At 61.7% G+C, this 20,965-nt stretch carries 18 protein-coding genes; 10 read left to right on the top strand and 8 right to left on the bottom strand.

Annotated features, from left to right (window positions below; genetic code table 11):
- Window positions 1-38 precede the first annotated feature (38 nt).
- Window positions 39-1,493, top strand: a complete 1,455-nt coding sequence (locus tag ACMX25_RS15605) for an HdeD family acid-resistance protein (RefSeq protein WP_414950876.1) — start codon at window positions 39-41, stop codon at window positions 1,491-1,493.
- A gap of 196 nt (window positions 1,494-1,689) precedes the next feature.
- Here ACMX25_RS15605 and ACMX25_RS15610 read toward each other — a convergent pair whose 3' ends face one another.
- Window positions 1,690-3,378, bottom strand: coding sequence for an acid phosphatase (locus tag ACMX25_RS15610; protein ID WP_414950877.1), 1,689 nt, complete (start codon window positions 3,376-3,378; stop codon window positions 1,690-1,692).
- A gap of 419 nt (window positions 3,379-3,797) precedes the next feature.
- The gene (locus ACMX25_RS15615; protein WP_414950878.1) at window positions 3,798-4,616 is read right to left on the bottom strand and encodes a sulfite exporter TauE/SafE family protein; all 819 of its coding nucleotides are present in this window, start codon (window positions 4,614-4,616) and stop codon (window positions 3,798-3,800) included.
- Between the two features lie 253 nt (window positions 4,617-4,869).
- Here ACMX25_RS15615 and ACMX25_RS15620 point away from each other — a divergent pair, with 253 nt between their 5' ends.
- The gene (locus ACMX25_RS15620) at window positions 4,870-7,119 is read left to right on the top strand and encodes an amylo-alpha-1,6-glucosidase (protein ID WP_414950935.1); all 2,250 of its coding nucleotides are present in this window, start codon (window positions 4,870-4,872) and stop codon (window positions 7,117-7,119) included.
- Window positions 7,120-7,193: 74 nt separating this feature from the next.
- On the opposite strand, the gene ACMX25_RS15625 is transcribed toward ACMX25_RS15620, so the two are convergent.
- On the bottom strand, window positions 7,194-8,378 hold the full coding sequence (locus tag ACMX25_RS15625) for a 4-hydroxybenzoate 3-monooxygenase (protein ID WP_414950879.1): 1,185 nt from the start codon (window positions 8,376-8,378) through the stop codon (window positions 7,194-7,196).
- Window positions 8,379-8,596: 218 nt separating this feature from the next.
- Between ACMX25_RS15625 and ACMX25_RS15630 the strand changes: the two genes are divergently transcribed.
- Complete coding sequence (locus tag ACMX25_RS15630; RefSeq protein ID WP_414950880.1) at window positions 8,597-9,463, top strand: glucose 1-dehydrogenase; 867 nt, start codon at window positions 8,597-8,599, stop codon at window positions 9,461-9,463.
- A 102-nt stretch (window positions 9,464-9,565) separates the two neighbouring features.
- Window positions 9,566-10,096 carry a GNAT family N-acetyltransferase gene (locus tag ACMX25_RS15635; protein WP_414950881.1) on the top strand — a complete coding sequence of 177 codons (531 nt, stop codon included), beginning with the start codon at window positions 9,566-9,568 and terminating at the stop codon, window positions 10,094-10,096.
- 8 nt (window positions 10,097-10,104) lie between these two features.
- Here the strand turns inward: ACMX25_RS15635 and ACMX25_RS15640 are convergent, their stop codons facing one another.
- The gene (locus ACMX25_RS15640) at window positions 10,105-11,151 is read right to left on the bottom strand and encodes an aldo/keto reductase (protein ID WP_414950882.1); all 1,047 of its coding nucleotides are present in this window, start codon (window positions 11,149-11,151) and stop codon (window positions 10,105-10,107) included.
- 106 nt (window positions 11,152-11,257) lie between these two features.
- Here ACMX25_RS15640 and ACMX25_RS15645 point away from each other — a divergent pair, with 106 nt between their 5' ends.
- Window positions 11,258-11,455, top strand: coding sequence for a hypothetical protein (locus ACMX25_RS15645; protein WP_414950883.1), 198 nt, complete (start codon window positions 11,258-11,260; stop codon window positions 11,453-11,455).
- A gap of 80 nt (window positions 11,456-11,535) precedes the next feature.
- Window positions 11,536-12,531 carry an AraC family transcriptional regulator gene (locus ACMX25_RS15650; protein WP_414950884.1) on the top strand — a complete coding sequence of 332 codons (996 nt, stop codon included), beginning with the start codon at window positions 11,536-11,538 and terminating at the stop codon, window positions 12,529-12,531.
- 106 nt (window positions 12,532-12,637) lie between these two features.
- Here ACMX25_RS15650 and ACMX25_RS15655 read toward each other — a convergent pair whose 3' ends face one another.
- A complete protein-coding gene (locus tag ACMX25_RS15655) occupies window positions 12,638-12,874 on the bottom strand; it encodes a hypothetical protein (protein WP_299706265.1) in 237 nt (78 codons plus the stop codon).
- A gap of 315 nt (window positions 12,875-13,189) precedes the next feature.
- Complete coding sequence (locus ACMX25_RS15660; RefSeq protein WP_414950885.1) at window positions 13,190-13,615, bottom strand: BspC domain-containing protein; 426 nt, start codon at window positions 13,613-13,615, stop codon at window positions 13,190-13,192.
- Window positions 13,616-13,831: 216 nt separating this feature from the next.
- On the opposite strand from ACMX25_RS15660, the gene selD reads away from it, so the two are divergent.
- On the top strand, window positions 13,832-14,896 hold the full coding sequence (gene selD, locus ACMX25_RS15665; protein WP_414950886.1) for a selenide, water dikinase SelD: 1,065 nt from the start codon (window positions 13,832-13,834) through the stop codon (window positions 14,894-14,896).
- Window positions 14,897-14,968: 72 nt separating this feature from the next.
- A complete protein-coding gene (locus ACMX25_RS15670) occupies window positions 14,969-15,889 on the top strand; it encodes a cation diffusion facilitator family transporter (RefSeq protein WP_414950887.1) in 921 nt (306 codons plus the stop codon).
- A gap of 75 nt (window positions 15,890-15,964) precedes the next feature.
- Here ACMX25_RS15670 and ACMX25_RS15675 read toward each other — a convergent pair whose 3' ends face one another.
- On the bottom strand, window positions 15,965-16,288 hold the full coding sequence (locus ACMX25_RS15675) for a hypothetical protein (protein ID WP_414950888.1): 324 nt from the start codon (window positions 16,286-16,288) through the stop codon (window positions 15,965-15,967).
- A 137-nt stretch (window positions 16,289-16,425) separates the two neighbouring features.
- Between ACMX25_RS15675 and ACMX25_RS15680 the strand changes: the two genes are divergently transcribed.
- Window positions 16,426-18,993, top strand: coding sequence for a mechanosensitive ion channel family protein (locus tag ACMX25_RS15680; protein WP_414950890.1), 2,568 nt, complete (start codon window positions 16,426-16,428; stop codon window positions 18,991-18,993).
- Here the strand turns inward: ACMX25_RS15680 and ACMX25_RS15685 are convergent.
- A complete protein-coding gene (locus ACMX25_RS15685; protein WP_414950891.1) occupies window positions 18,918-19,298 on the bottom strand; it encodes a hypothetical protein in 381 nt (126 codons plus the stop codon). The two genes, ACMX25_RS15680 and ACMX25_RS15685, sit on opposite strands and share 76 nt — an antisense overlap.
- 262 nt (window positions 19,299-19,560) lie before the next feature.
- On the opposite strand from ACMX25_RS15685, the gene ACMX25_RS15690 reads away from it, so the two are divergent.
- Window positions 19,561-20,712 carry a purine-nucleoside phosphorylase gene (locus tag ACMX25_RS15690; RefSeq protein WP_414950893.1) on the top strand — a complete coding sequence of 384 codons (1,152 nt, stop codon included), beginning with the start codon at window positions 19,561-19,563 and terminating at the stop codon, window positions 20,710-20,712.
- Window positions 20,713-20,965: the final 253 nt, after the last annotated feature.

Genomic DNA, 20,965 nt, shown 5'->3' on the forward strand with positions numbered 1-20,965 from the left:
TTTTATCATGGCGAGGTCGCGTTCTTACAGGTGACGTCATGATCCAACTCGTGCTGTTTCTGCTGGGCGTGGACTATTTGCGCCGCCGATGGGTCACGCTTGCCGTGGCCGGAGGCATCTGGCTGGTGATCGGGGTATCGGTGTTTATCGATGCCCTCGACGGCGTACTGTATTTTCCTATTCACGTCTTCGCCTGGCTGCTGCTCATCGAAGGTCTCGCGACGCTCGCCGTTGCCCATATTGGCGTGGGCGGCCAGCGCACGCTGCGTTACGTGAAAGGCGGCGCGTTCACGCTCGCCGCGCTGCTGATCATGGCGGGCAATCATCACGGCAACTTCGTTCTGTCGATGATCTTCGGCACGCTTTTTCTCGCCGATGGCCTGCTGCAGAGCGTGTCGGCCATCGTGGTGCGTTATAGCCGATGGAGGATCGTGCTGGCATTGGCCATTGTCGAGATCCTGCTCGCTGTATTTTTCTTCGAACCGTATCCCACGCATTACGTTGGCACCGCGCCTTACGCAATTGGGCTTGGACTCGCGTTCGGCGGCTGGAACATGCTGTGGATCGCGTTTCGCGTGCGCCGCATGGAAACCCTGCCGCCTGAAAACGAGAAGGCGCTGTCGCTCTCCGATGACGTCATCGCCGATCCCACCCTCGCCGAAAAATCCGCCACCGCAAAGGCTGCCGCCGGCGCAGTGGCGACTGAAGCGGACAGCCCGTTCGAATGGGACGGCCCTCCCGCCGCCGATGAAAAAGCGCTGACCGTGCATGTGTGGACGCCGGTCGGGTCCGCGCGGGCGCAGGCCAACCGGCGCCTGATCGTGGACCGCTACATTGCGGCCGTCGATGCCAACGGCGTCATCTCGACGGGCCACGCGGCGCTTGAGTCGCCCGAGGGCATTTACATCAGCCTGTATCCGGGCGTGGAAATCGACCGTTCGCCGGATGAGTTCGGGCGCCTCTTGCGCGCGACTCGCGAGAACAACGTGCCGGGCACATTCCAGCCGGATTACGCGACGGAATCGAAGGCTTGGTGCGAATCCACGACCCGTGTGCGCATTCGCAATTACCGGCCGGACCGGCTGCAGGCGTTCTGGGACAAATATCGGCAGGATCCGACGTACAACCTCACGTACCGGAATTGTTCGAGCACGGTTTCCAAGGCGCTGGAAGCGGCGCTCGAAGGGGCGGTGGGGACATTCGATGGCCGCGATACCGGTTGGCGCGCGTTCCTGCGCCTGATCGTCACGCCGGAGTTATGGGTCGCGGCGCAGATCCGCAAGCGCGCGGCCACCATGGCCTGGACGCCCGGCCTGACATTGGACTATGCGAGGGCGCTGAGCATGCTGGCCGATCCGCGGCCATTCGGCTATCTCAAGATGGCGCGGCTCGCGGTGCGCAAGATGCTGCGCTCGCGGCGCGAATGGCGCGAGGAAGCGTCAGATGCCGCCGACGCCCGTGCGGGCCGGATCGACGGCTCGCGGGTGTCTTAGCGGGTGTGCGGCGTTCGCTTGGCGATCCCTTTCCAGTTGCACTGCCTACGTTCCTTGCAGCGGCGCGTGGTAGTGAGCTGCTCGTCGCCGGGGCATTTCACGGCCAAGGCCTTCACGGTCGCGGCGCTCGCGGCCGAGGCATTTGCTGCCGAGGCGTATGCGATTCAACCGTCCGCCACCTTGACGTATGCGCGGCTCAAGCGAGATCGAGCGTCGCTATCATGTCCCCTAGCGGCGCTTCGCCATTTGCCGCAAATGCACGGTCGCGCGCGACAACACCGTCAAGTGGCGCCAGGTCGTGGACGCGCGTGATAAAGCGCAGGATCGAGTTCGTGTCATACACCGTATGGTCAACCACCCCTTTCTTCGCGAACGGCGCAATCACCAGGGCCGGAATGCGCGACCCCGGTCCCCATCGATCCCCTTTCGGCGGCGGCACGTGATCCCACCAGCCGCCGTTCTCGTCGTGCGTGATGATCACGACCGTGTCTTCCCATTGCGGCCCGCGCTGGATTCGCTCGACCAGGTTGGCGAGATGCCGGTCACCCGATTCGACATCGGCGTAACCCGCATGCATGTTCAAATTGCCCTGCGGTTTATAGAAGGTCACAGCCGGCAGGCGCCCCGCGTCAATATCCGCGATGAGTTTGTTCGTCGACGGATCGTCACCCAGACCCGCGTCGCGCAGATGTTGCGTGCGAGCCTGCGTGCCGGGCGCGAAGCTGCGGAAATAATTGAACGGTTGATGGTGATACTGGAAATCGGGAACCATGCCGGTGTCGCGATGCGTGAGCGCATAGTCCCAGCCGCCGCTGTACCACGCCCAGTCCACGCCTTTGTCCGACAAGCGGTCGCCGATGGTCGCGCAAGTCTGCGCCGGCAGCACGCGATAGTTCGATGGGTCCGCCAGCGCCGGATCGCCGCCTTCCGCAGGGCGAACATTGCTCGGCTGATACGGCGGCGCCATGGTGTTGACGGCATAGCCGTCGGCTGTGAGCGCGCCGTCGTTGACGTAGGACGGGGGGCCGTCCAGCGCCGATGCCGGCGAATCAGCCGCGAGCTTCAGCCGCGTGCCCAGCGGATCGCCGCCATCTACAACGGACAGGAGCTTTTTCGCGGGGCCGTTCTGTGCGTCCGGATAAAACGGGGCTTGCGCTGAAATCAGATAAATATGATTGAGCCAGGACCCGCCGAACGCGGCCATGAAGAAATTGTCGCACAGCACGTTATTCTGGGCGATGTTCCAGAGCTTCAGCGATTCAGCGGAATTGCGGTAATGCCCCATGACCAGGCCGCCGGAATCGCCCCATGCGGCGAACTGGTTATTGCGGCCCGCGTTGATCTGCATCTGGTTCTGATAAAAACGATGCACGAGATCGCGCGTAATCACGCCGTTGGGCAGCGGCCGTCCCTCAGCGTCGACGAGATGAAACGGTCCGTTCGGCACGCCATCAATCTGTTTCTCCGAAATCATGTAGCGCCTGCCGTCCACTTCTTGCGCTTGCGGCACGAGGCCGCCCCAGATTTTCGGCAGGACAGGCATGGGCGTACGGCCGTCGCGGTCAAGCTGCACGTAGCGCGACGCAGGCACGGCCTCCAGCGGATATTGCACGCCGGGATAGTTACCCCAAAGATTGCTGAAGCTGCGATTCTCCGCGTAGATCACCACGATATGACGGACACGTGCCTGCAGCGTTCGGTCGAGTGCAATGTCAGCAGCGGTCTTAGGAGTAGCCGGGCGCGAGTCAAAGAGATTGCAGCCGCTTAGCGACAATCCGGTCAGGCCTGCCAAGCCGACACCGGCCACAAGCAGGCGCCGACGGGCGGGATCTTGAGGCAGGTCGGACGCGGGTGATTCGTCGTGGGGATCCTCAGTGTGGCTCATCGCAGCTCCTGGATGTCTGGCGGCTAAACAACGCTTAATGAAGTAGCGAAACAATGATGTGGCTAAACAATATGCTTATTGAGGTGACTAAATAATAGGTCTCAACAAATGCGGCTCAATTGCCGCGGACTATTTTGAATCAAACCCGCGAATCAAAGCATTGAATCAAACCCGCGAATCAAAGCAATGCACGAGCACGCGATGGTAACGGGCCGCCATGGTGGAGCGTCTGCGCATCGCCCTTTGCGGATTGCTTGAGCCCCTTCCGTCCACCTGAATCTTGCCCGAAACCTAGCGCTTTCCGATAGCTGACCAAACGGCCTATGCGCCCAAAAACGGCTCGTCCAGGACCCCTATGCCGTTCGGTCGACTGGAAAGCGTCACGCTGGGCGACTACTATCGTTCGAACTGCCCGAGAATCAACTGAGAACCAGTTTTACGCCAACAATCACCAGGGTGGCCGCCAGCACGTTTCGCAGCAGTACCTCTGGCGCCCGGGAGGAAAGCATGCTGCCCAGCACGATCCCTGGCAGCGAACCCACGAGCAGGGACAGCAGCAGGTCCCAGTTGACGGAACCGAGCAGCCAGTGGCCGGTCCCTGCAATGAGCGTAAGCGGAACCGCATGCGCAATGTCCGATCCGACTATCCGCGCAGTCGGCAAACGCGGGTAGAGCAGCAACAGAACGGTCACGCCAATGGCGCCCGCGCCGACCGAGGTGATTGAAACGAGTACGCCCAGGATCGCGCCGGTGAGTACGGTCCAGGCCACGGTGCGGGTCTCACGGCTCGCAGTCCCCGGCTTGCCGCCGGCTTCGCGGGCCATGCCGGTCTTGTAGGCCAGGCGCGCAAGCTGCGGACGGAACACGAGCGAGACGGCGGTCACCAGCAGCGCGTAGCCAAGGACGAGCTGGATCACCCGGGCGGCGGCGGGTGTGTTCAAACCGTACCGGTTAAGCAGGAGCAGGGTGATGGCTGCCGCGGGGATGCTTCCCGCCGCGAGCCGGCCGGTGATGCGCCAGTCCACGGAACCCTTGATGCCGTGGACCAGCGTGCCGGCGGTCTTGGTCGCGGCCGCGTAGAGCAAGTCCGTGCCGACCGCGGTGGCCGGGTGGATGCCGAACAGGAGCACGAGCAGCGGCGTCATCAGCGAGCCGCCGCCTACTCCGGTCAGGCCCACGAGGAAGCCGACGGCCAGGCCGGATGCTGAATACAGTAAGTCGATGTGAGGAAAAGACATGCGGCGGGGAGAACCGGTTGGGTGAACGTCGGTCGAAAAACGGTCGATGATAGCGGCTCCGCGTTGCGCTTGCCTCGGGTCCGCAAAAATTTGATCCGCAGGCTCTGGCCGTACAATCGGCCGGGTGTCCAGGCAACTCTTTCAGGAAGGTGTAATGGAAACGAAGGAACAACAGCAAGCAAAGCAGGCACTCAGCGACCAGCAGCCCAGTGACATCGCTCGCGAATCTGCCCGTGGCCCCGCTCATGACGACATGCCCGACCCGATCCGCAGCACGGCCGGCGTTCTTGAGGTTCCTCCGTCGACGCCCGAAACAAACACTGACGGCGCGTTTATCGCAACTGAACATACGAATTACGCGAACGAGCGTCAGTTTGTGCTCAAGGCCGGCAATACCTTCGTGGTCAACGACGCGAATGGCGACATTCGCGGTAATGACGACGGTCTTTTCGTGAATGACACCCGCGTGTTGTCGCAGTTGCGCCTGACCTTCGGCGGGCGTTCGCCGTCGCTTCTGTCGGGCAGCGTGTCGAGCGACAACGCCGTGTTTACCGCGCATTTGACCAACCGGCCGCTACCGCTCATCGGCGGGGCGAGCACGCCTGAGGGTGTGATCCACGTCGAGCGCCGCCGTGTGTTGTCGCGGCACGTGCTGCACGAAGCCATTGTGTTGACCAACTACGGCACGGAACCAGCCACCGTGCCGCTTTCCATCAACTTCGCCGCCGACTTCCACGACATGTTCGAGGTGCGCGGCTCCACGCGCCCGAAACGCGGAACCATGCGCGAACCGTGCATCGAAAACGGCGAGGTCGTATTGCGCTATACGGGTCTGGACGAAGTCGAGCGGACCGCGCGCATCCAGTTTTCGCCTGCGCCGCATTCGCTCTCGGTCAATCGCGCGGATTACGTACTGCGAATCCAGTCGGAAACCGCCATGTCGATCTATTTGTCGATCACGGCCGTTACCCACGCGTTGAGCGATGCCAGCGCGGAAAGCAAGAAGATCGCGGAGGAAGGCGCCGAATGTGCGCCGGAATCGGGGCGGCCGGCGATTCGCGAGGCGCTTGTCGATGCCCACCGGCGCATGCGCGAGCGGCGGCGTTCAGTGGCACGCGTGCGCTCGAGCAATCCGCTGTTCAGCGAATGGATCGATCGTTCGCTCGCGGATCTTGGTTTGCTGACGACTGATCTTGAAACGGGACCGTATCCGTACGCGGGTATTCCTTGGTTTTCCACGGCTTTCGGCCGCGACGCCATCATTACGTCGCTGCAAATGTTGTGGATCGATCCGTCTCTTGCTCGTGGCGTGCTGCGCTTTCTCGCGGCGCATCAGGCGCGCGAGGACTCCGCATTTCGTGATGCGGAAGTCGGCAAGATCATGCACGAGACCCGCAATAGCGAAATGGCTGCGACGGGCGAAGTGCCGTTTGCGATGTACTACGGCGGGGTCGACAGCACGCCGCTGTTCGTCGCGCTGGCCGGCGCGTACGCCGAGCGCACGGGTGATACGGCGCTGATCGATGAATTGTGGCCCGCGCTGCAACTCGCGGCGCAATGGATCGCGCGTCATTGCGACAAGAACGAATTCGGCCTGCTGAGCTATCAGCGCGCAACCGAAGCGGGGCTTGCCAACCAAGGCTGGAAAGACAGCGGCGACTCCGTGTTTCACGCCGACGGCAGTTTCCCCATCGGGCCAATCTCACTCGTTGAGGTTCAGGCCTATGCATCCACCGCGTTCGCCACCATGGCGCGCTTTGCAAGGCAGCGCAACGCACCGGATCAGGCGACGGACTTCGAGCAACGCGCGCAAAACATCCGCGAGCGCGTGGAAACCATGTTCTGGATGCCCGAGTCGGAGTTCTACGGGATTGCGCTCGATGGCAAGGGCGAGTTGTGCAAGGTGTTGGCATCGAATGCGGGACACTTGCTGGCCTTCGATCTCGTCGAGCGCAGCCGCGGTGAAGCAGTCGCGCGCCAGCTTGAGTCGACCTTGTTCAACACCGGCTGGGGCGTCCGTACGCTGGCGGCAGGCCAGCCGCGGTTTAATCCGATGTCGTATCACAACGGCTCCGTTTGGCCGCACGACAGCGCCATGTGCGCTCGCGGACTCGCGCGCTACGGTGACCGCAGCGGCGCGGTGCGCTTGTTGCAGGCATTGTTCGAAGCGGCGGTCACGTTCGACATGCGTTTGCCCGAGCTGTTCTGCGGCTTCACCCGGCAACGTGGCGAGCGGCCGATCGGCTATCCGGTCGCGTGTCTGCCGCAAGCCTGGGCAGCCGGGTCGCCGTTCATGATCCTCGAGGCTTGTCTCGGGGTCACGATCGATGCCGAGCGGCAGGAAGTGCGTATCGACCGGCCGCAGTTGCCCGATGGTATCGACTGGCTGGAGATTGGTGAGTTGCGGGTCGGCGACAAGACCGTGTCGATAACCTTTCGGCGCGTGGGCGGGCAGGTCGTGCCGTCTATCGAGGGCGATATCCGGGTTGTGGCGGTGCTTTAACCAGCGCGAAAAACGCTGCCACCGTGGCTAAGTGGCGTTACCACTAAGCCGCTTAGCGCGCCGCTACTCGCCAACTAAACCGCGACGCTGCCGACGTAATTTTCAGCCAGCGCCGTGGCGGCGGCGCGTGACGTAGTCACGTGTTCGAGCTCGGCCACTTGCAGGCGTTGTTCGAATGGCGAGCTGTCGTCGAGCTTGTGCAGCATCCGGGTCATCCACCACGAAAAATGCTCCGCGCGCCAGACGCGCTTTAGCGCAGTTTCGGTGTAGCGATCCAGCTTGTCGCTCGTCCCTTCTTCGTAGAACGCCTGCAAGGCGACGGTGAGGATACGAACGTCGGATACCGCTAAATTCATACCCTTTGCGCCGGTGGGCGGGACAATGTGCGCGGCGTCGCCGGCGAGGAACAGCTTGCCGGATTGCATCGGCGTGGAGACAAAGCTGCGCATGCCGACAATATTCTTCTGGAAAATCCGCCCCTCAGTGATCTGCCAGCCATCGAGCGTGTCGACGCGTGCATGGAGTTCTGACCAGATGCGGTCGTCGGACCAGGCATCGACTGATTCTTTCGGGTCGCATTGGAAGTACATGCGCTGCACATTCGGCGAGCGGGTGCTGATAAGCGCAAAACCGCGATCGTGGCGAGCGTAAATCAACTCGTGCGCCGAAGGCGGCGCTTCGACCAGGATCCCGAACCAGCCGAACGGATAAATGCGCTGATAGTCGTGCCTCCCTGCCTGGGGCATCGACCCGCGTGCAACACCTTGCGAGCCGTCGCAGCCAATAATGAAGTCGCACTCCAGTTCGTGCTCGAACCCTTCGTGTCTGTAGCGGATGCTGGGACGGGTAGTGCCGGCGCCATCGTCTAAGTCGTGTAACGACACGTCGGTGACGCCGAATTTCAACGCGCCGTCGGCTGCCACCCGCGCGGCGACCAGATCCTTGATGACTTCGTGCTGAGCGTAGACGGTGATCGAATGGCCAGTGAGCTCGGTCAGTGCAATGCGCTTTCGTTGCCCTTCGAACGCGAGTTCGAAGCCGTGATGCACCGCGCCTTCGGCCAGCATCCGTGCGCCGAGTCCCGCCTCGTTCAGCAGGTCCATCGTGCCTTGTTCGAGAACGCCTGCACGGATGGTGGATTCAATATCGCCGCGGCTGCGTGCCTCGAGCACGACCGATTCAATGCCGCGAAGATGGAGAAGATGGGAGAGCAGGAGGCCCGCAGGACCCGCGCCAATAATGCCGACTTGTGTACGCATGAATGTCTCCTGAATGCGCGTTGATTTTGTGGACACAGTCTTGCGCACTGTCGGGTATCGCGCAACGCGATAACGTGGATAGGCTATATCTGGAATGCGGATAAAGGTTTTGGCTACGAACGCGCGCCATTAGCGAAACCCGCGAAATGTTCATCTTTCCTTGGGTCCGCTGCTTGCTGAATCCTGGTCTTCCATCAATCGTTTTCTGTGAGACCGCCATGGCCCAGATTTCCTATCCCAAACCACCCTTCCCGGACCAGCAGCAGGACGCGCAACCCGGCCATAGCGCGCCGATGAATCCCGCGCCCGATCACGGCGAGAAAACCTACAAGGGTTCGGGCAAGCTTGACGGCAAGATTGTGTTGATCACCGGCGCGGACAGCGGCATCGGCCGCGCGGTGGCGATCGCGTTCGCCCGGGAAGGCGCGGACGTCGCCATCGCCTATCTGAACGAGCACGAGGACGCGAAAGAAACCGCTCGCTGGGTCGAGGAAGCGGGCCGGAAATCGCTGCTGCTGCCCGGCGATATCACTGACCACGCGTTTTGCCGCGAACTGGTCGCGAAGACCGTGGAGTCGTTCGGGCGCATCGATGTGCTCGTCAACAATGCCGCTTACCAGATGGTCTACGACAGCCTCGAGGACATCAGCGACGAAGAATGGGACAAGACCTTTTCGACGAATATCGGCGCGATGTTCCGCATCACGAAAGCCGCCGTGCCGCACATGCAACCGGGCAGCGCGATTGTCAACACGACGTCGGTGAACGCGGATAGTCCGAATCCCGGATTGATCGCGTATGCCACCACGAAGGGCGCTATCCAGAACTTTACGGGTGGCCTCGCGCAGTTGCTGGCGGAGAAGGGCATCCGCGCGAACGGCGTGGCGCCGGGGCCGATCTGGACACCGCTGATTCCATCGACGATGAAACCCGAGCAGGTCAGGAATTTCGGCTCGCAAGTGCCGATGAAACGCCCCGGGCAGCCGGCCGAACTGGCGGCAGCATATGTGCTGCTGGCATCGGATGAAGGGAGTTACATCTCCGGCGCGACGATCGCGGTGACGGGCGGCAAGCCGATCATCTAGGCCGATGGCTTGGGCAATCCGGCTTGGAGCGGGCGCGCCGCGCGTGCGAAACTGGCGCTTTTACCAGCGTTCCCGCGCGCCCAGTCACCGCTCAAGGTTCTCATGTCCATGCCATTCACCATCCGCCGTCTCACTGCCTCCGATGCCAGCGCATATCGCGATATCAGGCTCGAAGGTCTCGCCCGGCACCCCGATGGTTTCGGATCGGCATGGGAAGACGAAGCCGAGCAACCACTTGCGTGGTTCGAGCAGCGGATCGTGAATTCTGCCGTGTTCGGCGGTTTTTTGAACAACGGAAGCGAAAACGGCAGCGAACTGGCCGGCGTCGCCGGACTGGTGGTACAGCAAGGCGCCAAACAGCGGCACAAGGGCTCGCTGGTGGGCATGTACGTGCGCCCGGCAGCGCGCGGGACCGGATTGGCACTTGCTCTCGTGCAAGCCGTCCTGAGCCACGCACGCACGGTGGTGGAGGAAGTCCAGCTGACGGTTGCGCCGCACAACGAAGCGGCGCAACGGCTGTATCGCTCGGTCGGGTTCGTCGAGTACGCGCGTGAACCGCGTTCGCTAAAAATAGACGGCAAGTATCACGAGTCGGTGCTCATGACCTTGCCGTTTCAACACGTGGCTAACTAAACAACCGGCTATTCCCCGCTCGATTCCTTCAACTGCTTCAAGCGATATTCGCCCTGACGTGCAAACATCCAGCCCGGATATTCGCTGGCAAGTTGGCTGACTTCGTCGAGTGCGGCGAGTTCGTCGTCGTTCAGCTTCACTTGCGTCGCCGCGATATTGTCGTCGAGTTGCTCGATCCGCTTCGCCCCGACAATCACGCTCGTCACCGCCTTCTGATGCAGCAGCCACGCGAGCGCGATTTGCGCCACGGTCACGCCCTTGGCTTCGGCCATTTTGGTCATGGCATCGATGCAATCAAATGCACGATCCATGTTCACCGGCGGAAACGAGAAGTTCGTGCGCCGGCCCGGTTCCGCTGAACTGCCGTCGCGCTTGTATTTGCCGCTCAGCAGACCGCCGGCAAGCGGACTCCAGACCATCAAGCCGACGTTCTCGCTCTTCAGCATCGGGATGATTTCACGTTCGAGGTCGCGTCCGGCAATCGTGTAATACGCCTGCAGCGACTCGAAGCGCGCCAGGCCGAGCCGCTCCGAAATGCCAAGCGCCTTGGCGATCTGCCACGCTGCCCAGTTCGATACGCCGATGTACCGAACATGACCGTGCTGCACGAGGTTATCGAGTGCACGCAGCGCTTCTTCGATAGGCGTGGCGGTATCGAAGCCATGCAGCTGATACAAATCGATGTGATCAAGTTGCAGCCGTTTCAGGCTCGCCTTCACGCCGTCGATAATGTGATACCGCGACGCACCACGCGAGTTGATGCCCTTCGTGCCGGTTTCGCCGTGGATCTTGGTGGCAACCACCACGTTTTCTCGCGGCACTTTCAGGTTTTTAAGCGCCTGGCCGGTCATGATCTCCGATGTACCGTCGGCGTAGACGTCGGCGGTATCGATGAAGTTGATGCCCGCGTCCAGCGCGCGGCCCACGAGTTTGTCCGCGTCCGCCTGTTTCAGGCCGCCAATATTGGTCCACATGCCGCCTTCGCCGAATGTCATCGTACCGAGGCACAATTCCGAAACGAACAAGCCGGTATTGCCGAATTTTCTGTTACGCATGCTGGGTCCCTTAGAATTCATCCTGAACTAGCGGCCTGTAAGCTTTACGCTGGCCGCTTCGCGACCGAACAACCGAACGCCCGTTCGGTGTTTCAGCAACGCCGCGATGAAGCAGTATCTGCCTGTGCCGCGAAGCGTGGCTAGCCTGATCCTGTCGGATCATTGCCCGATCCTGCAAACGCCGTGTGTAGCGCTGGGCGAAAACACGCGGGCGCGAGTAAGCTGGATGCCATTCGCCGGCAATGCGCGATTGATCGCCATTAGCATTTCAATCGAAGCTGAATGGCATCCGGTCGGCACCTGACAGACGGCAACTCTTCTCCATCCTTGCATGACTGTGGCCGTTTCCGGGCAACAGCCGAGCAAACTCACTATCTGCGAATCATGGCCCTGAATGAGACGGCGGATTCCGCCATCGACTCTACGAACCACACTGATCACGCTGTCAATGGTGATGCTGCCTCCGCGCCGCTTGATCCAGGCCTCGATCACGCCCGGCTCGATCTTGTCGCGTTGCTGGATCGCTTCACGGCGGATACCACCGGTACATGCCAGACGGCGGTGCACGGTTTGTTCCTGCATCGGATCGTGCATTGCGGCGGCCCGAGTCACGGCATCCAGACGCCGGCGCTTGGCGTGATCGCGCAAGGATCGAAGCGGATCATGGTGGGCGACGAACTGTATGTGTACGACCCCATGCATTATCTGGTTTCATCGGTGGATCTGCCGGTGATGGGGCAGGTGACCGGCGCGACCGAGGACAAGCCGTACTTAGGCATGCGGCTTGACCTCGATGTCGAGGAAATCACCAAGCTGATCCGCGACGAAAGCCTGCCGCCGTCGACGCCCGCGGACGCTTCGCGCGGTCTTTATGTGAACCGCCTCGGCACGTCGCTGATGGATGCCGTGTTGCGCTTGCTGCGCCTGCTCGACACGCCCGAGGACATTCCGATTCTCGCGCCGCTGGTCAAGCGCGAGATTTTGTATCGGCTGCTGATGAACGGTCCCGGCGCGCGCTTGCGCCAGATTGCGCTGCAGGACAGCCAGACGCAGCGCATTGCAAAGGCGATCATGCTGCTGCGTCAGCATTTCGATCAGCCGTTGCGCGTGGAGTCGATTGCTCGCGACGTGCATATGAGCGTGTCGTCGCTGCATCATCATTTCAAGGCCGTCACGGCGATGAGCCCGCTTCAATACCAGAAGCAGTTGCGGCTTCAGGAAGCGCGCCGCCTGATGATGATCGACATGACCGATGCAGCAACAGCGGCGCATCGCGTGGGGTATGAGAGCGCATCGCAATTCAGCCGCGAGTACAGCCGCCTGTTCGGTGCGCCGCCGTTACGCGATACCCGCAAATGGCGTGAGACTGCCAGCGCGTGATCAAGGCGCGCTGCTTTAAGCCGGCCGAAAACGAAAAAGCCAGGGACGTCCCTGGCTTTTTCGCTTTTAAGGCCTGTTAAGGCCTGCAAACGCAGCCGCTCAACGATCAATAGTAACGATGCGGAGGGCCGTAATTACGCGGCGCGTGATGGCGTTCCCACTCGCGCCGTTCCCAGTAGCGATGCCCATCGTAATACCGGTCGCCATGCCAGCCACGACTGTCTACATGAACATAGCCGGGACGGAAGTGCTCGTCGGCGGACGCAGTAGTGGTGAAGCCGAGACTCGTTGCTGCCGCCACCGCGAGCGATGCGACTGCCAAGCTTTTTTTGAGTGTCAACATGTTGGTTTCCTTCGCGCTTGTTGTTTGGTTTGAAGCTTTATCCAGCTAAGCCACGCTTGGCAGCATGCTTAATAACGGCCGTAGTCGTGATGATGGTATCCACCGCCATCCGGTACGACGATACAACCGCCAAGAGTGCTGCCGAGGAGTACTGCGAGCGTGGCAAGAATTGCTAATCGTTTCATCGGTTTCTCCAAGTGAAATCCGTGAAATCAATTTAGCAATTAGATAAATGACAAGCCGTTTGCGTTTGTAAGGAAAAGTATGATTGGAAATATTCGCGAAAGGCGCTGAAGCCTTTCGCCTCCGGCGCTGTTACCGAACGATCTGCGGCCTTACATTTGGGGTCAGCGACACGCCGACCACACGGCCTTCGCGCACGCCGCAGCGGCTGTCTACACGCGTCCATTGCGACTTTCCGCGGACTTTGGCGAACGCGCGCATGGCGATGACCTCGTCTACGGGTATGGGGTTGACCGCACTAAAGATGGTGGTGTCGTTGTCGACCTTGGCGCGCAGCACGCGCCGGTCCGGGACGATGAACGTGTCGTACTTGGGCGTCATGGCGACCCATCGATCAAACGCGGCCACGCAGCGGATCACCGGGTCAGGGACGTGCATGCGGGTCAGGTACGCGTAGTCTTCTTTCAAGGGATCGGGCGTTTTCGTTGTCTGCGCGTGACTGAATTGAACGATCGATGCGCAGAGGATCAAGCCGAATACGAGAGGTCCAGATTTCATGCAGGATTTCATGCGGATAGCAGTAGATGGCACAGAGCGGTTGACGGATATTGAAACACGGCATCAGACCGTGACGTGAAGTGTACCGCGTGAACGGCGCCTTCATGCTTTATGCGAGTTACGCCTGAATCGGCAAGCGCGACTCGCGGGTCACCACGTTCTCAGGCGACAAGCACGATAATATCGGCCACACGCCACTTTGCCGGATAACCGCGAATGACTGATCTCAAGCTGAATTCAACCCCGTCGCCCCGACTGACCAGCCTGTCCCACGGTGGCGGCTGCGGTTGCAAGATCGCGCCGGGCGTCCTTGCCGACTTGTTGAAACGCAGCGTTCCATTGCCGTTTTTCCCCGACTTGCTGGTCGGCAACGACACCGCCGACGACGCGGCGGTTTATCGTTTGAACGATGAGCAGGCGATTGTTGCCACCACCGACTTCTTCATGCCGATTGTCGATGACCCGTTCGACTTCGGCCGTATTGCCGCGACCAACGCGCTCTCCGATGTCTACGCCATGGGCGGCAAACCGATCCTCGCGCTCGCGCTCGTCGGCATGCCGATCAACGTGCTGCCGCACGAGGTGATCGCGGCCGTGCTGAAGGGCGGCGAGTCGGTCTGCGCCGAAGCAGGCATCCCGCTCGCGGGCGGTCATTCAATCGATTCCGTCGAGCCCATTTATGGCCTCGCGGCAATTGGGATCGTGCATCCGAAGCGCGTGAAGCGTAACGCGTCGGCTCGCCCCGGCGACGTGCTGATCCTTGGCAAGCCGCTCGGCGTGGGCGTGTTGTCGGCGGCGCTAAAGAAGGATCAACTCGATGCCGCCGGCTACGCCGCGATGATCGCCGCCACGACCAAGCTCAATCGCCCGGGCGCGGATCTGGCTCTACTCGACCCCGTGCACGCGCTCACCGACGTAACCGGCTTCGGCCTGCTCGGTCACACGCTGGAACTCAGCCGCGGCGCCGGGCTCACTGCACGCCTGCGATACGCCGACTTGCCGTGGCTTCCCGGCGTCGAGGCGTTTGCGAAAGCGGGCGTGGTCACCGGCGCATCCGGGCGCAACTGGACTGCTTACGGGCACGACATCACGCTGTCGTCGTCATTGCACGATGTGGCCCGAAATCTGCTCACCGACCCGCAGACTTCAGGCGGCTTGCTGGTGTCGTGCGCGCCCGAGGCAGTCGACGAAGTGCTCGCCATCTTCCGCGCGGACGGCTTTGATCAGGCGGCCGTGATTGGAGAAATGATCGATGGAGCGGGCCGCGTGGAAGTCGTATAGCGCGCCTGTAGCCGGAACCCCGCGAGGTTGAATTCCCGAGAGCGTCCCTGACCCCCGTCCGCCAGGAGCACGATGAAAGAAGAATCGCCGAAAGCCATTTTTTACGCGCTCGCAGCCAACTTTGGCATCGCCGTCTGCAAGTTTGGCGCGGCCGCGTTCACCGGTTCCGGCTCCATGTTTGCCGAGGCCATTCACTCCACCGCTGACTGCGGCAACCAGCTCTTGCTGCTGTTCGGACTCAAGCGTTCCCAGGCGCCTGCCGACGTGCTGCATCCGCTCGGTTCGGGCCGCGAAATCTACTTCTATTCCATGCTCGTCGCGCTGCTGCTGTTCTTCGTCGGCGGCGCGTTTTCGGTGTATGAAGGCGTGCATCGGATCGCCGGGCATGAAGTGGTCAGTAACCCGATTGTCGCGCTCGTCGTGCTAGGGGTATCGGTTGTGCTCGAATCGTTTTCGCTGGCCGGCGTGTTGCGCGAGATTCGCAAGACGTCTGGAAACAAGTCCCTCTGGCGATGGTTTCGCGAGACACGCGAGTCCGAATTGATCGTGGTCACAGGCGAAGACGTTGCTGCGCTGGCGGGTTTGGCAATCGCGTTCTGCGCCGTGCTCATGACCATGATCACCGGCAATCCTGTGTACGACGCTGCGGGTTCGATTGGCGTCGGCGTGCTGCTCATGGTGATCGCGTATCTGGTCGCCCGCGAGGTGAAGTCGATGATCGTCGGGGAATCGGCGAGTCCGGAAGTGCGCCGGGCTATCGATGCTCACTTGCGCGCGCGCCCGGAAATTGTTCGCGTGATCAACCTGATTACGCTGCAGTGGGGCAAGCAGATCGTGGTCGCCGTGCAAGCGGAGATGGTGGATTACGACAGCGGCCGCGCGATGGTCGATGCTATCAATGTGATCGAAGCAGATCTGCAACGCGCGTTTCCCGAAGCGCGTTGGGTCTTCTTCGAACCGGATATTCCGCGCGTGGCTGAGGCGCGCGCTTGATGACGTACCTGGTGTTGTACATAAGCACCCAACCACAATTCCCCTAAACTTCACGATGCCGTGCAAGATCCACAATCACGGCAAATGCGCAGGCGGCCGGCCATAGTGCGGTCGTGGGGTATCGGGTGTCGCGGGAAGCTGGGTGTCGCCGCTGGCAGGGAGCAACGTGGTGCCTTCATCCGGCGGTGCAACGCTGTCAACGTGCTTGTTCACTGCTGCAGCCGATGGCGGGATGGGCTTCGCGGCCCGCTCAAGATTGGCGCGCTCCGCGGCCGAGGCTCGCCCGGGCGCGAGAAGTGCTAACAGCAGTCCGGTCGCCGACAGCGCCAGCGCTGCAGCGGAAAGGCCCATTCGAATGGGTCGCGTGGATCGTTTAGTGCGCGTAATTTGGACATGCATACGCGATTCCGGTAGTTTTGATCAGATGTTTGATGCACGAACCATTCCAGCTTGAGAGTGATCACCGCAGGTTCAATCGCGCTGCCGGCCGGGCGCATCCGTGGCGGTTTTCCTAACCGAGTTCCTCATCCTCGCCCATGCGCAAAATTGTTCTCGTTGTCCTGGTTTTTCTTGGCGTCCTGAGCAGCACGCTCGCCCCTGCCGCGAATGCAGCCACCGCTGCCCATCCAGTCCCTGGTTCTTCAACGGTCACGCTGACCCCCGAACAGGCGCGCGCCGCGCTGGCGGTCCTCAACGACCCTGCACGCCGCAGCCAGATCGAAGACACACTGCGCGCCGTCGCGGCTGCTGGAGCGCTTGCAACGCCCGTACAGGCCGCCTCAGCGAGCCCGGCGACGGCGACCGCGTCGGCTGCGAGCGGCGCATCGGGCGCCGCGAGCGTGCTGGCGAAATCCCTCACGAGCAACGGTCTGGCGTCGCAGATTTCACATGAGGCGGGTGGCTGGCTCGTCGAGCTGAGCGGCGGCTTGCGCCGCTCCGTTACTGCGCTGCTCGACTACGGCTCGGTGATGCGATGGTGGCACCAGCGCACCGCGACCGCCAGCGGCCGGGATCTCGTCGGCCAGGTGATCTGGTCGATCTCCATCTCTTTGTTACCCGCACTGCTGCTGGAATACCTGAGTTCACGATGGCTGCGCCGGCTGCGCGCGCGGATCGCGGCTCGCGGGATCGTGGACGTGGATGCAGCCAAGCCCGAGCTTGCGCAGGAGGAGCGCGCTGCCGTTCGCGCCGAGGCCGTCGCGGACCGTTCGGGCAACGAGGCGGCTATCGAGGTCGCCGAGCGCAAGACCGATACCGCCCGTGGCGTGCGCCATGCAGCGCGTCACTGGACGCTCTTGCAGCGGTTGCCGAGCGCTGTCCTTCACGGCTCGCTCGCGTTGGCGCCGCTGATCGTGTTCACGGCCGTGGCGGCGGTGCTGATGTCCATTTTCATCGACGACACGACGCCGCAAGGCCGTTCCGTCGCCGCGCTGATCGATGTGTACCTGGTGTGCCGGGGCATTGTGATCGCCACCGATTTTTTCATCGCACCGCGCGCGCCGGGTCTGCGCCTGATCCAGATCAGCGACGACGCAGCGCGCTTCGCGCACGACTGGCTGGTGCGCATCGTGTGGGTGGCGGGAGCGGGCTCGGCGCTCGCTGAGGCTGCGGAGCCGCTGGGCATGACCGATACCGCGCACGATGCCATCCTCAAGGCAGTCGCGCTGGTCGCGCATGTGCTGATCGCTATCGTGATCCTCAAGTGCCGCGTACCGGTGGCTGCGTGGATTCGCGAGAGCGTCAAGGGGCGTCGTTCATTCGTACTGCTGGGTAACTGGATCGCCGATGTCTGGGCCGGGCTCGCCGTGTTCTTCGTGCTCGCGCTGTGGTTCGTCTGGGCGCTCGATGTACACAACGGCTATCGCACGCTGTTTCATCTGTTCGGCGTCTCGGTGCTCGTGCTGGTTGCGGCCCGCGTGGTCGCCATTGTGGCGTTCGGTGCGCTAGGCCGGCTCTTTCATACCGCGGGTGGCGATGACGACCTGGCGAGCAAGTCGATCGTGCACCAGCACGCGTATCGCTATTACCCGCTGATGCGGCGTGTCGTGAGGACGGCGATCGTCGTCGTAACCTTGCTGACGTTGCTGCAGGTCTGGGGGCTTCACGTCCTGTCACTGTTCTCATCGGGCGGCGTGGGTCATCGGCTTGCATCGGCGCTCATCACGATCGGGGTCGCAGCAGCGTTCGCCGTGATCGTGTGGGAAGGCGCGAACGTGATGGTCGAGCAACGGCTTGAAACGTGGACCAACAGCGGCGACCGCTTGCGGGCCGCGCGTCTTACCACGCTGCTGCCCATGATGCGTAGCGCGCTGTTTATCGTGATCGCGATGGTCGTTGTGTTGACCGGGTTAAGCGAGATCGGCGTGAACACGGCGCCGTTGCTCGCGAGCGCGAGCATCTTCGGCGTAGCGCTGGGTTTCGGTTCTCAAAAGCTCGTGCAGGACCTGATCACCGGCATCTTCCTGTTGATGGAGAACGCGATGCAAGTGGGCGACTCGGTCACGCTCGCGGGCGTGTCGGGGACGGTCGAATATCTGTCGATCCGCACCGTGCGTTTGCGGGGCGGTGACGGGTCGCTGTTTACCGTGCCGTTCAGTTCGGTATCGACGGTGAACAACACGAATCGCGGCATTGGCAATGCCGCGGTGCGCGTGAGTATCGCGCTCGGGGAAGACGTGGACCTGGCATCGGATACCCTCAAGGAGATCGGGGCGTCGCTGCGTGAAGACGATGCGTTCAAGGACGGCATCATCTCCGACTTCAGCTTGTGGGGCGTGGACGCGGTCGATGGTTCCAGCGTCACGCTGGCCGGCCAGATCCAGTGTCGCGATACTGCGCGCTGGGGCGTGCAGCGTGAATTCAACCGGCGCATTGTGGATCGCTTCAAGGAGCGCGGCATCGAGATAGCGAATCCGCAGCGCAATTTCGTGATCGTGAAAGGCGGCGATACGGAAGAGCTGGATACAGCCTTGAAGGGCGATCAACGCGGCGATGCCTCAGGCGATCCCTCAACTGACACGCACGCCGATCAACGCGGCGAGCGCACCATCACTGGCGAGCCTTCGAACTTGCCCCCGGAACGTTCGAATCCCAGCCGGCCATAAAACGCTTCGAGCGCGGCGCTGCCAGGCGCGGTGTGATCGACGGATGGCGTGGCGGGGTCTTCTCCTTTTTGCGTGAGCGGACGCGGCACGAGCGAGAGCATGACTCCGTGCGTGTCCGCCAGCGCGACCAGCCGGTCCATGGCCGCGCGCGCATGTCCCCGATGATGTTCACCCTCGGACCACAACGCCTCGAGTGCGACGGCGCTGTCGCCGGTCGCCTCGAGCCACAACTCGACGTGCTGACGGTCCTCGACACGGCTGGCGTGAAACGCATCGATCATTCGTGAAGCGGCAGTGTTGGACATGGATGCCTTGCGGACAAGTGGATTCGACAACAAACAAGCGGGCAAACGAATCAGCAAGACTAGTGCTTGAGAGCTGTTACCGGAACATTCTATGTCTCTTACAACGGCATACATCGTCCCTCTATAATGCGCTCAACGCAGGAGCGTCCGGCAAGCGGTACTGAAGGGTCCAAGCTTACCGGCCAGATTGCCGCACGGTCCAGTCCGGCTTCCTGTCGTGTGTTTCACCTCGCGTTCTCCTTCCACTTACGGTGCCGCCAAGATGAAATCGATCCTCCGTTCGTCGCTCGACTCTCTCGTTTCCAATCGCAGCCGCCGCCGTGCAGTCTCCCGTGCCGTCACCCGGATTCCTGCATTGAGCCTGGCAACCGCGACGGCTGCGTTTTTGTTCAGCGCGTGCGCGTCAACGTTTGCGCAGGATTCGGATAACTTCGGCAGCGACAATGGTTTTGGCGGCCATCACGGCCAGCCCGTCAAGGTCATGATCATTTCCATGTTCGGCCCTGAGGGCCAGGTCTGGCTCGCCAAGCTCGGCCCCTGGAAGGCCATTCACGTGGCCGGACTATCTCCGGATTATCCGGTCGTGAATTGCAATCGGCACGAGGTCTGCGTGACGACCACCGGCATGGGCCACGCAAACGCGGCGGCTTCGCTGATGGCGCTCACGTTCTCCAATAAATTCGATCTGCGCCGAACCTATTTCATGATCGCGGGGATCGCGGGTATCGACCCGGCGCAAGGCACGATCGGGTCCGCTGCGTGGGCAAAATATCTTGTCGATTTCGGTATCCAGTGGGAGCTCGATGCGCGTGAAAAGCCGGATAGCTGGCCGAGCGGTTTTATCGGTATCAATACGAAAGGCCCGACCGAGAAACCTCCGTTCGATTACAAGACCGAGGTGTTCCAGCTAAATCCGGCTCTGGCCGATGCAGCCTATGCTTTATCGAAGAATGTAACGCTCGCCGATAGCCCCGAAGCGCAGACCGCGCGCGCCAAGTTCAGCTACGCGCCGGCGAACCAGCCGCCCAAGGTGATCCAGTGCGACACGCTGGCAGGCGATACATGGTGGTCGGGGAAGTACATCGGCGAGAGGGCGCGCGACTGGACGAAGCTCGTGACCGACGGTCACGGCGTGTATTGCACGACGCAGCAGGAGGACAACGCAACGTACGAGGCGTTGTCGCGGGCGGCGAGTGTGCATCGCGTGGATTTGAACCGGGTGGCGGCCGTGCGTGCGGGTTCGGATTTCGACCGGCCTTACGACGGGCAATCCGCCTCCGACAATCTCCTCAATTACGCATCTCAGGGCGGTTTCACGCCGGCTATCGACAATTTGTATCGGGCGGGCAATCCGCTGGTACAGGAGATTGCAACGCATTGGGCTGAATGGCGTGAAGGCGTGCCACAGCACTAGCGGTGCAAAACCGGCGGCGTCGCGCACGTCTTTCTTTAAGCGCTCTACATGCGGAAGTGGCGCCGCGCGGAAGACGGGTTATCTATCGACCCGCCGGCTTCATAGTTTCCGCAGACCCTGTTACAACTCGGGGCAACATATTCCTTCCGGTGTTCGCTCGACGTCCCAATGGTTAAATTTCCGCGTCAAAAATGAAAGCGAGATGACAGTTTATATGCCCGGGTTTTCCTTAGCCGCCATTCCCCAAGGCTGA

The organism is Caballeronia eucalypticola (genome assembly GCF_047608185.1).
GTDB lineage: Bacteria > Pseudomonadota > Gammaproteobacteria > Burkholderiales > Burkholderiaceae > Caballeronia.